This window comes from Mycobacterium sp. (genome assembly GCF_035623875.1).
Lineage (GTDB): Bacteria > Actinomycetota > Actinomycetes > Mycobacteriales > Mycobacteriaceae > Mycobacterium.
The window spans coordinates 1-12,092 of record NZ_DASPSP010000245.1 but is presented as its reverse complement, the minus strand read 5'-3'; the positions used below and the strand labels follow the sequence as shown (position 1 = coordinate 12,092).

Genomic DNA, 12,092 nt, shown 5'->3' with positions numbered 1-12,092 from the left:
CCACCCAGCTGCAAGTTCACTGCACAGGGGTAAGCACGAAGACCGGAATCTGCCGATCGGTCTTCGTCTGGTACTCGGCATAGTCCGGCCAAGCCTCCACCGCACGCTCCCACCAGACGGCCTTCTCCTCGCCGAACACCTCACGGGCGTCGTAGTCGCCGGTAACGCTGCCGTCCTGCAGCTCGACCCGCGGATTCTTCGCGACGTTGTAATACCAGACCGGGTTCTTCGGCGCCCCACCCAGGGAGGCGACGATCGCGTACTCGCCGCTGTGCTCGACCCGCATCAGCGGAGTCTTACGAAGCTTGCCGGACTTGGCGCCCACCGTGGTCAGTAGGATGACAGGCTTTCCCTGTAGCTCGGTGCCCTGGCTTCCGCCGGACGCCATGTACTTTTCGGCTTGCTCGCGGGACCAGTCGGAGGAGCTGGGTGCATATTCACCTGAAAGCGGCATACGACCACCTTAAAGGCCTGCCGATCCGGGGCGCTCACCAGCTCGTTGTAGGGCTGGCGCTCAAAGACGCCGCAGCGTGACCAAAAGCGATTGCCCGACTCTCCCCCGCAAGCGGGGGGACCCCCACCTCAGGCCGTTCCACGGCCTGCATCGTCGTGGGCTAACCCGATCCCACGGCGAGCGTCTCGTCCAGACCGGCGCCGAAAGACTCCATCAGCACGTCGACATCGGCGACGGCCGCTCCGTCGATGTTGAGCCCGAAACAACACGTTCCGGCGTGTGAGACCATCGCCGCCATCACGGCGACCCCCGGCAACGGACCGAACGGATAGACACGCTCGACCTTGGCCCCGGCGAGATACGTCTGGTACGGGAGCCCAGGCACGTTGGACGCGGACAGGTCGGCCGCGGCGCCGAGTCGGGCGAAGACGGCGCCGATCGTCGACGGCAACCGGTTGACCAGCGGAGCGGCCAGCGAGAAGGTGTCCAAGGCCGGCTCGGTGCGGAGCGTTAGCACGGTGCCGCGGATGGCGGCGATGCGCTCCTCCGGGTCGGCGATCCCGATGGGCGCGGCGAACAACGCGCCGGCCCACTTGTTGCCGCCCATGGGGTCGTCGGCCTTGCGCAGCGACACCGGCATCGCCATCGGCAGGCGGTCCAGCTCGACGCCGTGGCGCTCGTGGTAGATCCGCAGCCCACCGAGCAGCGCCGCGACGAACGCGTCGTTGACCGACCCGCCGGCGGCCTTGCCGGCCGACTTCAACTGCGGCAGCGGGCATTCCAGCACTCCGTACCGCCAGACCCGTCCGGTCCGCGTGCGCAGCAACGGCGACGGGGTTGCCGGCGGTGGGGACACCACCCGGCGTAGCGAAGCCACATACCGCAGCGCCTCGCCGACCGCATCGCCCGGCCGCATCAGCAGACCCAAACCCGACCGGGCGATGGTCGCCGCAACGCGCGGAGATCCGAGGATCCGTTCGCCGATCTCGCCGACGGCCAGCCGGATGGAATCGGTGCCGCTGTCGCCGTTTGTACCCGGTTGCGGCCGCGGCTTGTTCGGGGTGTGCTCCCGGGTGCGGCTCTGCAGCGACGACAGCAGTTCGATCCCGCCCATGCCGTCGGTGAGCGAATGGTGCATCTTGAGTAGGTATGCGGCCCGCCCGTTGTCGAGGCCCTCGACAAGCTCCGCCTCCCACAAGGGGCGGTGCCGATCCAGCGGCGCCAGTCCGAACGCCGCCGCATGGTCCAGCAGCGAGCGCAGCGACCCGGCGCCGGGCAACTGGACGCGCCGCAGGTGATAGCCAAGCTCGAAGTGCTCGTCGAGCACCCAGGCCGGTGGCCCGACCGGCAGAGCGGGTTCGAGCACACGCTGACGCGTGCGGGCGATCAGCTCGGTGCCCCATTCGTGCGCTGCCATCAAGCGGTCCCAGTCCGGCGTGCTGTCCAACACCATCACCGAGAGGATGGTCGACGATTGCTGCGGGTGGCGTTCGGAACGCCACATAAACCCCTCGAACTCCGTCATCCGCGGGCTTCGCCCCCATTTGGACGCCTTGGACCACGCCGCGAGATTGGCCTCGGCGACGGCTTGGTCTCTTTCGTTCATGACATCTCCCCGGAAGTAGACCAGTTGTCGAGCGTGTCGACGAACAGCTGGCGGACCTCGGCAACTCGGGCGTCGAGGTCCTCGACGGTCCAGTCACCGGTCGGAATCGGTTCCAGCACCGCAATATCGACAGTGCCGGGGTTGATGACCATCGACCGCCGCCACATCAGCTCACCTGCGTTGCGAATCACGATGGGCACCATCGGCACCCCGGCTTGCATCGCGAGGTGGAACGCGCCCTTCTTGAACCGCCCGACGGTCGGCGTCGGGGTACGGGTTCCCTCCGGCATGATCGCCACCGAGGTCCCCGACCGGATCCGATCGACCAGCGCATTGACGTCACGGCGGGCGGACTCGGGATTGGATCGGTCGATGAACGCCAGGTCCATCAGCTGACCGCCGACTATCATCCGCGGGTCGTACCGGGCTTCCTTCTTGGCCACACCGGTGAGATCGCGTCGTACCAGGGAGCCGACGATCAGCACATCCAGTGAACTCTGATGGTTGCCGACGAACACCGCCGGTCTGGACGCCCAAAGATTGGATTCCCCAACGACGTTCAAACGCACACCGGCGAGCGCGAGCGCGCCGTCACAGGCTAGGGGTATGGCGGCGTTGAGGCCGAGTTCGGGATCGCGGCGCAATGTCCCGATCGCGAACCCCAGACCCATGCCGGTGTTGAACGCGGCCATCGCCGCCGCGGTGCCCAGCAGGGCTCGCAGTCCCGGCTGGCGTGGCTCACGCAAGGTCAGGACAGGCCAGCCGTGCGACCGTGCTGCGGCGGCCAGCCCCGGGTGCGGATTGAGCGCGCTCGGGTTACCGACCGACGCCAGAAATGGCACATCCTCGGCGCCATTGGCGTACGCGTAGCTAGCGTGGCGGTCAATGTTGTTGGCACGGGCGAACTCTCGTACTGCCGCAGCCTTAGGTTCACCCCACAGCATCGGTCCGGCCAGCCGGCCGGTCAGGATGCCGTCCTCAACTTCGACGCGCGTGCACAGGATGTGCTCGATACCGAGATCGCGTGCTACCGGTTCGATCTGGTACATGCTCGCCGACGAAGCGACCGCCACGGTGTGTCCCATTCGGCGATGCGCACGCACCAGATCGCGGGCCTCGGGACGCATCGTTCCGGACACCTTCTGCACGAAGAGCCTCTCCCCCAGTTCTGTCAGCGTATCCTCGGTGCGCCCGCGTAACCCCATGAACGCCGCGTCGGCGAACTTTGTCGGGTCGCCGCCGAGGCCGGTGTCCAAGGCCGACAGCAGGATCCGCAGGAACTCACCCGAGGAGACCTGGCCGCCGCGGACCCGATCGGAATAGAACACCGTGGCGGTATAGCCCCGCACCAAGGTGCCATCGAGATCGAAGAATGCACCGACCTGCGGCCCTTTGGGTCCGCGCCGCACCTGCTCGATGGCGTCAGCCGCGCTGGTCATCGCGCTCTGGCCAATTCTGCGATTTCGTTGACTCGGCTTGTCGCCGTAGCGATCTCGTCGGCAAACTGCTGTCGCCGCTTGGCCAGATCTCCACGGTCGTCCCCATCAAACAGTCCGCGATGCTCGGCGAGCCGCAATGCCGTCTTGAACAACTCCATCGAACGCGACTCGGCGTTGGCGATCTTGCGCTGCAGCTCCCATTGCCGGCCGACCTGCAGGCACTCGGCGAGAAAGGCCTTCTCCTCGAACGGCTCGTCCTCGTAGGCGGCCAGTCTGTCGGCGACGATGTGGTAGGCGTCGAGGAACGGACGCAACACCAGGTGCGCTAACAGCACGTCGGCCGACTCCAGCCGCCGCCGCGCATCGGCCGGCCCGCAGATCTCGGCGGTCTCCGCCGCGCCGGAAATCAGGCGAAGTTCGTCGGCCAGGTCGCGCTCGAAGTCGGCGCGTGCGGAGAACAGGAACTCGAACTTCAGCAGCTCGCGAAGGCGCAGCGCCTCGTCGAGCACTGTCGCGAGGGAATCGGCGCCGCCCACGGGGATATTCGAGGCCGCCAGTAGCGCCGTCTCGGCGATGGCGCGATCGACCAGGATGTGGATTGCGGTGTTGCGGTAGAACGCGGCGACCAGATGCTGGTCCTCGCCGATACCCCACACCGCTTCGGTGCCGGCGTCGTAGACGCTCACCACGCCGGAGGCGACGAGCTGGTGCAGGGTCCAGTGGATAGTGGACCGATTCGTCAGGTCGGCGGCGCCGGCGACCGTCCAGTTCCCTGCCGAGATGTAGCTCGCCAGCGGCCGCACCGTCGCCAGCACCTCGCCGATGGACAGGGAGCGGTCTGCGCCCAGCAGCGCGAGGCTCACCACCGCGGTGGGTGTGACTGGGGTGACGCGGTTGATCCGATGCTCCACGTCCAGCGCGATGCGTTCGATCTCATTTCCGGTCGCCGAGTCGTCGCCGCGCAGTTCCTCCAGGCGCTTGCGCAGCGGCAGCGGTTCACCGAAGTCCAGGTACGCCCGGCCGAGCCGCTGGCCCTGCTGGCGGGCCAGCCGAATCAAGAACCGCAGATCTTCGGGCCGTTTCACCGCGCCATACGCCTCGGTGGTCATGGCGGCCACCTCGTGCAGCTGGTCGTACACGATTGAGGTCGGCACCAAATACACCTCGGGACCGTCGATTTCGTCGACGGCGTCGGTGATGTAGCGCAGAATGCCGTACACCGGCGGACGCAGCTTGCCGGTCCGGGTCCTGCCCCCTTCGATCGACCAGGACAGATTCGTGTGGTTTTGGACCAGTTGGGCGGTGTAAGCGCGTAGCGCGAACCGGTAAACGGGGATGTCTCTGGTCTGCCGGCGGATGAAGATCGCCCCGGTGCGCTTGGCCCAGGTGCCGAACGGGAAGAAGTTCATGTTCGCCCCGCCGTAGGTCAGTGCGGGCGCCAGCCGGTTCGCGACGATCGCCTCGGGCAGCAGCATGCCGTCCAGATAGGACCGGTGCGAAAACGCGAACGCGAGCGTCGCCTTGCGGTCCAGCTTGCGTAGCTGCGCGATCTGGTCCTCGTCGACCAGCACGTCGTAGGCCCGCATGAACCAGCGACTGAAGCCCCGCCAGGCCTCCACTGCCCGCTCGTCCCGAGAGGCCGCCATCTCGCGCACATAGCCGGCGGCCTCGGTGCGGACGCTCTCCACGTCACGCCCGAGGTCCGCCGCCAGCTTTTCCAGGCGCTCGTCATACCACCGGGCGCTGACAAGCTGCCTGAGCTCGTCGGGCAAGTCGCCAATTCCTGCCCTTTGCAAAAGCTTTCGCGCCCCAACCCGGTCGATCACATGCGGCGTCATGGCCAATCCGCCGTCACGCCGGTTGGGTTGTCTGCGTGGTCGCCGGCTCGTGAACCTCTGGACTTGGCTCACTGGCGTAGAGTTCCTCGATCTCGGCGGCGTATTTCTCCGCGATCGGTCGGCGCTTGAGCTTCATCGTGAGCGTGATCTCGTCACCGCCGGGTTCCCACAAGGTAGGCAGGACTCGGAAGCGCTTGATCTGCTCTACCCGCGATAATTTGGCGTTGCCGTCGGCCACACCCGCAGCGATCCGCGCGACCACCTCCGGATCGGCGGCCAGGGCTGCGGGAGAGGCGTCGGAAAGCCCGTGCTGGGCTGCGTACGGGCCGACCGAGTCGGCGTCGAAGACCATCAGAGCGGAGTTGTACGGTCGGCCATCGCCGATCGTGACCATCGCGCCGACCATCGGAGTCGCGCCCAGGATTGCGTTCTCAATGTTGGCCGGTGACATGTTCTTTCCGGCCGCATTGATGATCAACTCCTTCTTGCGGTCGACAATCCGCAGATAACCGTCAGAGTCCATCTCGAGGATGTCGCCGGTGTACAGCCAACCGTCGGCGTCGATCGCGTCGGCGGTCTTCGCCGGCTCCTTGCGGTAGCCCTTCATCACCAACGGACCACGCACCAGGAACTCGCCGTCCTCGGCGATCTTGCACTCCAGCCCGGGCAAGAGCTTGCCGACGGTCCCGAGCCGAGCGTCGCGGGGATGGCTTAACGTGGCAATGCAACTCAGCTCGGACATCCCCCAGAGCTCCGCGATCGGGATGCCGAGGCCATCGAAGAACGCCAGGGTCTCTTTCGGAATCGGCGCCGCTCCCGACACCGCCCACTTGAGCTCACCAAAACCGAGGCGCTCGCGAAGCTTAGACAGCACCTGCTCATCGGCCTTCGCCCAATCGGCCGCGAGCTCATCCGATATGGGCTCAGCTGCGACCAACGCCGCGGCGCGTTTGGCGGCGACCGACATACCCCACTGCAAAGCCTGCCGCTTCTGCTCGTCCGGCTCGTGCACGGCCGCGAATTCGATTGCAGCCTTCAGTTTTTCCCATACCCGTGGCACCGCGCCCCAAACGGTCGGCCGAACGTCGGGCAGCGCCTCCGCGATGTTGCGACCGTCGGACACCACTGTGACCTGGGTGCCGAACACCTCCTGGGTATACAGCCCGGTCATCCGGTCCGCCATGTGCGCCGAGGGCAGGAACGACGTTATCCGGTCCCCGAATTCGATGCCGAGCACGGCTTCCACCGCGAACGCCTCGAACAACAAGTTGGCATGTGTCATCTCCACGCCCTTGGGGTTGCCGGTCGTGCCGGAGGTATAGACGAGGGTGACCACGTCGTCGGGTTTTACTGCCCGCCAAGTAGACTCGAAGTCAAAGTCGTCCGGCGCGGCGGCATAGAGTTCGTCGAGCGAGAGAGTTCCTTCGGGCGAGCCGTCGATGCAGACGATGTGCTCGATGTCCGCACCACTGGCGCGGATCCGCTCGACGTACTGCTCCTCGCAGATGACGACCTTCGTGCCGGCGTTGTCGAAGACGTAGGTCAACTGCTCGGCAGGCAGCGTGTTATACACCGAGAACACGGTGGCACCGATGTGTTGGGCACCCACGTCCAGCGGGTAGAACTCGATCCGATTGCCCATCATCAGCGAAACCGTGTCGCCCCGCCGGATCCCGAGTCCGGCCAAGCCGGCGGCGACTTGACGCACCTGCGCCGCAAAGTCGCGCCACGTCAACGTCTGGGTGTCGCCAGGCGTCCGAAGGGCGACGGCGTCGGGATCGATCGCCGCGGTGCGCTGGAATGCCTCACACAACGTGGCCGGACGCTCAGACATGGGATTCTCCTTGCTGTTCGATGGCGTGCAATACCGGTTCGATGAGCTGCCTTGCGAGAGAACGTGTTTGGTTAATGTCCCCAGCGTCGGTGAACCCGCCAGGGCTGACGACGAGGGAGGCACCGATGCGGACGAACAGCTCGGTTACGCGTTCGGCGTGATCCCCAAGCACCGCGCGCAAACGCGGCTGGCCGTCGAGGACGATCATCGTCGTCGCGGCGTGGATCGGCGCCGCACCGACGGAGAGGTACGGCAGAACGGTGTCGCGGTCCGACATGAGCAGGCGACGGAAGAGCGGATCGTCGCGTAGCGCGTGCACGCCCAGCGCGAACCACTCGATCACCCGCTCCATGGGATCGACAAGTCCTTCGGTAGCGGCTGACAAACTTGCGTGAATCCGGCGTAGGTGGCGAATCCAGGCCGCTCGCACCAGTTGGTCCTTCGTCGCGAACCGCCGATATACGGTGACCCGCCCCACCTTGGCCGCGCCCGCCACGTCATCAACGCTCGTTCGCCGAATCCCATGCATCGCGAATTGCTCGATTGCGGCGTCCAGGATGCGATCCGCATACGGGTCCAGATCGGGATCCTCGTCGAGCAGAGCAGCGATCGGAGCTGTGCCGACCATGGCGGTCAGCGTACTGGGGATACAAAGATACGTATGTAGTATCGCAATTTCCGTCGGTGCGGAATGTACTTAGTCGGGCTCACCGTTGCGCCCTAAGCGAGGAGTACGTTGCCGGTATGGGAATTGCGATCACCGAGTTCACCCCGGTCGAGCAGACCGCGTTCGTAACCGCATACGCCCGCGCGCTCGACAGCCGTTGGCCCAGGCCGATACTCGGCGACACGCTATCCGACGAAATCGTGGCCAAGATCGATTACGACTTCCAAGCTTTGGGAGTGCCATCGAGCGCGGTGCGCCAGACCGCGTTGCGCGCCAAGCTGCTCGACGATCGGGTGCGAGCCTTCATTTCCGAACATCCGGAAGCCGTCGTGGTAGCTCTCGGCGCGGGACTGGATACCGGCATGCAGCGAGTTACGCCGCCGCCCACGGTGGACTGGTACAGCGTCGATCTGCCACACGTCATCGAATTGCGGGATCAACTGCTGCCCGCCGACGACCATGCATATTCGGTGGCGGCGTCGCTGGCCGACGATGCTCGGACCGACCAAATCCCGTCCGATCGGCCCACCATGCTGGTCGCCGACGGCCTGCTGGCGTTCCTGCCCGAGTCGGTGATCATCAACCTGTTCCGCCATATTCCGCAGCACTTCCGGTCCGGCGAACTGGCGTTGAACGACTATGGACGTGTCGGCTGGTCGAGCCTGCTGGCCATGAAAGTTGCATTCAGCGCCGTCGGAAACCAATGGGCGTACCGAGGTTTCAAGGATGCCCGGGTTCCTCAGACCTGGAGCCCGCGTCTGACGCTGGTCGAGGAAGCCAGCCTGGCGCATGCTCCAGAGGTCGACTTGTATCCCGCGCCGGCCCGCGTGTCAACCCGGCTGATGGGGATGACCAAGGCCGGCGCCCGCACGGCGCGAATCTTGCGCTATCGCTTCTAAGCCCGAGATCCGAGAGGTTACGACGATGGCCGCGACGCTGATCACCGGCGCTAACGTGTGGGACGGCATCTCGGCCGAGGCGGCACCGCAACAGGTGCTGGTCGTCGACGGTCGCATCCAGCAACTCGCCAACACAATCGAGCCGCCGGCCGGCACACGGCTGGTGGATCTTTCCGGTCACACCCTCACGCCGGGCTTCATGGATTGCCACACCCATGTGACGTTGAGCCCTCCGCTCGGTGTGGCGATGGCTGCCGATTCCAGCGTCGCTAGAGCGTTGAAGTCGCTCCCGGTGCTGCGGACCCTGCTGATGAACGGATTCACCACGGTGCGTGATTTGGGCTGTGGAAACGTGGACTACCCAACCATCGATCTGCGTGACGCGGTGGCCGCCGGAATCGTCGACGGTCCGCGGATGGTGGTGGCACCGCACATGATTTCGGCGCGTGGCGGCCATGGCGACTTCAGCGCGATGATCGCCGATGAATACCAAAGCTGTTCCAGGCCATTGGAATTAGCTGCCGCTGACGGCAGCGACGAAATCCGCACCCGGGTCAGGCAGGAAATCCGGGCCGGCGCCGACTGGATCAAGTTCGCGGCCACCGGCGGCTTCGCCTCACCCTCGGACGACCCCGGGCAACCCACCTACAGCCAGCAGGAGATGGATGTCCTGGTTGCGACCGCCGCCGACCTCGAGATCCCCGTCACCCCACACAGTTACGGCGACGAGGGTATTCAGCGCGCCGTGCGAGCAGGGGTTCGCAGCATCGAACACGGAAACCTCGCCTCGGCGCAGACGCTGCGAATGATGGAGGACACCGGGGTGTTTCTGGTGCCTACTCAGTACACGATCCTGTCTGGCGCTCGCCGCGACGAGAACGACGCGCTGTGGGCCGCTCTTCCGGAGTACTCGCGCCGCAAGATGCTGAAATATCGTGGGTCGTTACTGGACGCAGCGGAGGGTCTGGCCGCCAGCGATGTTCGCATCGCGTTCGGAACCGACGCCGGAATGTTTCCCCATCAGGACAATTGGCGCGAGTTCCCGATGATGGTGTCCACGGGCATCACCCCGTTGCGCGCCCTGCGCGCGGCCACCAGCGTGGCGGCCGAATTACTGCGCCTCGACGATCTCGGTGTGATTGCCGAGGGCAAGATCGCCGATCTCATCGCCATGCCCGGCGATCCCTTCGCCGACATCGAAGTCACCGGACAGGTGGACTTCGTCATGAAAGACGGTGTGATCTACAAACAGCGATGCCCGGGGTCAGGCGGCGATATCGTCGAGTGATCGACCGGATTGATCGCGTCGATGCGGCGTGGCGTAGGGAGCGGTGATGAACGTCGGAACGCATCTGTCCAAGCGAGCGCTGTTGAATCCCGGCCTGGAGGCGCTCGTCGACGACGCCGCAGGCCGCCGGTTCACCTTTGCCGAACTCAATGCGCAGGCCGACCGGGTTGCCCACGTGCTGACAGGTCTGGGGCTGGGCAAAGGCGACCGGGTGGCGCTGCTGCTGCCCAACGGCCACCAGTTCGTCGAGGCCTTCTACGGCGCGGCCCGGGCCGGCCTGGTTGTCGTCCCGTTGAACTGGCGGCTGGTCGCCGACGAGCTGGGCTTCATGCTGCGCGACTCCGGGGCCACGGTATTGGTGTTCGACGCCGAGTACGACGCCGTCGTCGCCGATCTCCATGACCGCGGCGGCAACGAGGACGGCACGCCGGTGGCCCATTGGTTGCGCGTCGGCGCCGACGGGCCCGGGTGGGCGCGCGACTTCGATGCCCTCGTCGGGCAGGCGCCGGCGGACCCGGTGGTGGGCGACGCCGACGGGGACGACCCGCTGTTCATCATGTACACCTCCGGCACCACCGGGCTGCCCAAGGGTGCGGTGCACACCCACGACAGCGTCGAGTGGGCGGTGCTCACCGTGTTGGCCAGCGTCGACGTTAGGTTCCGGGACCGCTACCTGATTTCGCCGCCGCTGTTTCATGTCGGGGCGCTCACCCCCGTGATCGCTTGCCTCTACCGCGGCGCGACGATCGTGGTGCTGCGCCAATTCGACGCGAAACAAATCTGGGATGTGTTCGCCGACGAGCAGGTCACGATCACGTTTGCCGTCCCGGCGATGCTGAACTTCATGCTGCCGATGTATCGGCCCGAACTGCGCGAGTCGTTGCAGCTCCGCTGGATCTTGAGCGGGGCGTCGCCGGTGCCGCCGTCATTGATCAAGTCTTACGCGGACCTCGGTTTCGAGATCCACCAGGTCTACGGGCTCACCGAGACGTGCGGCCCGGCCTGCGTGATCAACTCCGAAAATGCGCTGACCCACATCGGGTCGACTGGCAAGACGTTCTTCCACACCGACGTGCGCCTCGTAGACGAGAACGGAGGAGACGTAGGCCCCGGGGTACCAGGCGAGGTGCTGGTGCGCGGCCGCCACATCATGGCCGGCTACTGGAAGCGCCCGGCGGCCACCGCGGCGACGATCACCGATGGCTGGCTGCATACCGGCGACCTCGCCGTCAGCGATGCCGAGGGCTTCATCTACATCCAGGACCGGATCAAGGACATGATCATCTCCGGCGGTGAGAACGTCTATCCGGCCGAGATCGAAGATGTCCTGCTCTCTCACCCCGGCATCGCCGAGGTCGCGGTGCTGGGCATGCCGTCGGTCAAATGGGGCGAGTCGCCGTTGGCGGTGGTGGTGCGCTCCGACCCCAACCTCGACGAGGCGGCGGTGCTGGCGCACTGCAGCGGCAAGCTGGCCCGCTTCAAGCTGCCGAAGCGCGCCGTGTTCACCGAGGTCATTCCGCGCACCCCGACCGGCAAGGCGTTGAAACGCGTGCTGCGCGAGCAATTCTCGTTCGACGCACCCGAGTAGACAGGGAGCCCCCGTGAAGCAACTCACCGGCCTGGACGCCACGTTCCTCTACATGGAGACGGCGACGACGTTCGGGCATGTCACCGGCCTGATGATCTTCGAACGGCCCAGCCCCGAATTCGACCCCTACCCTGCGGTCTATGCGAAATTCGCTGCGCTGGTTGGCGAGCTGGAACCGTTGCGGCGCCGCGTCGTCGGCGTGCCGTTGGGACTCGACCATCCCTACTGGGTGTCCGACCCCAATTTCGACCTCGACTTCCACATCCGCGAACTCCACCTCGCCCGCCCGGGCCTGGCCGACCAGCTGGCCGAGCAGGTGTGCCGGATCGTCGGGCGGCCAATGGACCGCAGCCGGCCGCTGTGGGAGGTCTACGTCATCGACGGTCTGCAGCACGAGCGTTGGGCACTGCTCACCAAGTACCACCACGCCACGATCGACGGCGCCTCCGGGCAGCTGATGCTGCACATCCTCACCGACA

The 12,092-nt window shown here is 65.9% G+C and carries 10 protein-coding genes; 4 read left to right on the top strand and 6 right to left on the bottom strand.

Annotated elements, in window-relative coordinates; genetic code table 11:
- Positions 1 to 16: 16 nt before the first annotated feature.
- From VEI45_RS19930 to VEI45_RS19905, 6 genes are all read right to left on the bottom strand, one after another.
- A complete protein-coding gene (locus VEI45_RS19930; protein ID WP_324856252.1) occupies positions 17 to 454 on the bottom strand; it encodes a nitroreductase family deazaflavin-dependent oxidoreductase in 438 nt (145 codons plus the stop codon).
- Between the two features lie 160 nt (positions 455 to 614).
- Positions 615 to 2,060: a wax ester/triacylglycerol synthase domain-containing protein gene (locus tag VEI45_RS19925; RefSeq protein ID WP_324856251.1), complete on the bottom strand. Its 1,446-nt coding sequence runs from the start codon at positions 2,058 to 2,060 to the stop codon at positions 615 to 617.
- On the bottom strand, positions 2,057 to 3,499 hold the full coding sequence (locus VEI45_RS19920) for an HAD-IB family hydrolase (protein ID WP_324856250.1): 1,443 nt from the start codon (positions 3,497 to 3,499) through the stop codon (positions 2,057 to 2,059). Before VEI45_RS19920 ends, VEI45_RS19925 begins: the two co-directional genes overlap by 4 nt.
- Complete coding sequence (locus VEI45_RS19915) at positions 3,496 to 5,337, bottom strand: lysophospholipid acyltransferase (protein WP_324856249.1); 1,842 nt, start codon at positions 5,335 to 5,337, stop codon at positions 3,496 to 3,498. Before VEI45_RS19915 ends, VEI45_RS19920 begins: the two co-directional genes overlap by 4 nt.
- Positions 5,338 to 5,350: 13 nt before the next feature.
- Positions 5,351 to 7,171 (bottom strand): fatty acid--CoA ligase FadD11, encoded by a 1,821-nt coding sequence (gene fadD11, locus VEI45_RS19910; protein WP_324856248.1) that lies wholly within the window; start codon positions 7,169 to 7,171, stop codon positions 5,351 to 5,353.
- A complete protein-coding gene (locus VEI45_RS19905) occupies positions 7,164 to 7,799 on the bottom strand; it encodes a helix-turn-helix domain-containing protein (RefSeq protein ID WP_324856247.1) in 636 nt (211 codons plus the stop codon). Before VEI45_RS19905 ends, fadD11 begins: the two co-directional genes overlap by 8 nt.
- Before the next feature lie 116 nt (positions 7,800 to 7,915).
- On the opposite strand from VEI45_RS19905, the gene VEI45_RS19900 reads away from it, so the two are divergent.
- The 4 genes from VEI45_RS19900 to VEI45_RS19885 all read left to right on the top strand — a co-directional run.
- The gene (locus VEI45_RS19900; RefSeq protein ID WP_324856246.1) at positions 7,916 to 8,737 is read left to right on the top strand and encodes a class I SAM-dependent methyltransferase; all 822 of its coding nucleotides are present in this window, start codon (positions 7,916 to 7,918) and stop codon (positions 8,735 to 8,737) included.
- Between the two features lie 25 nt (positions 8,738 to 8,762).
- A complete protein-coding gene (locus tag VEI45_RS19895) occupies positions 8,763 to 10,025 on the top strand; it encodes an amidohydrolase family protein (protein ID WP_324856245.1) in 1,263 nt (420 codons plus the stop codon).
- Positions 10,026 to 10,071: 46 nt separating this feature from the next.
- The gene (locus VEI45_RS19890; protein ID WP_324856244.1) at positions 10,072 to 11,613 is read left to right on the top strand and encodes a long-chain fatty acid--CoA ligase; all 1,542 of its coding nucleotides are present in this window, start codon (positions 10,072 to 10,074) and stop codon (positions 11,611 to 11,613) included.
- A gap of 13 nt (positions 11,614 to 11,626) precedes the next feature.
- A partial coding sequence (locus tag VEI45_RS19885) for a wax ester/triacylglycerol synthase domain-containing protein (protein ID WP_324856243.1) occupies positions 11,627 to 12,092 on the top strand: 466 nt, incomplete at its 3' end.

What these genes read in the sequence shown, in the direction of transcription:
- VEI45_RS19930 (WP_324856252.1), bottom strand. Translation starts at nt 454, where the DNA reads ATGCCGCTTTCAGGTGAATATGCACCCAGCTCCTCCGACTGGTCCCGC.
- VEI45_RS19925 (WP_324856251.1), bottom strand. Translation starts at nt 2,060, where the DNA reads ATGAACGAAAGAGACCAAGCCGTCGCCGAGGCCAATCTCGCGGCGTGG.
- VEI45_RS19920 (WP_324856250.1), bottom strand. Translation starts at nt 3,499, where the DNA reads ATGACCAGCGCGGCTGACGCCATCGAGCAGGTGCGGCGCGGACCCAAA.
- VEI45_RS19915 (WP_324856249.1), bottom strand. Translation starts at nt 5,337, where the DNA reads ATGACGCCGCATGTGATCGACCGGGTTGGGGCGCGAAAGCTTTTGCAA.
- fadD11 (WP_324856248.1), bottom strand. Translation starts at nt 7,171, where the DNA reads ATGTCTGAGCGTCCGGCCACGTTGTGTGAGGCATTCCAGCGCACCGCG.
- VEI45_RS19905 (WP_324856247.1), bottom strand. Translation starts at nt 7,799, where the DNA reads ATGGTCGGCACAGCTCCGATCGCTGCTCTGCTCGACGAGGATCCCGAT.
- VEI45_RS19900 (WP_324856246.1), top strand. Translation starts at nt 7,916, where the DNA reads ATGGGAATTGCGATCACCGAGTTCACCCCGGTCGAGCAGACCGCGTTC.
- VEI45_RS19895 (WP_324856245.1), top strand. Translation starts at nt 8,763, where the DNA reads ATGGCCGCGACGCTGATCACCGGCGCTAACGTGTGGGACGGCATCTCG.
- VEI45_RS19890 (WP_324856244.1), top strand. Translation starts at nt 10,072, where the DNA reads ATGAACGTCGGAACGCATCTGTCCAAGCGAGCGCTGTTGAATCCCGGC.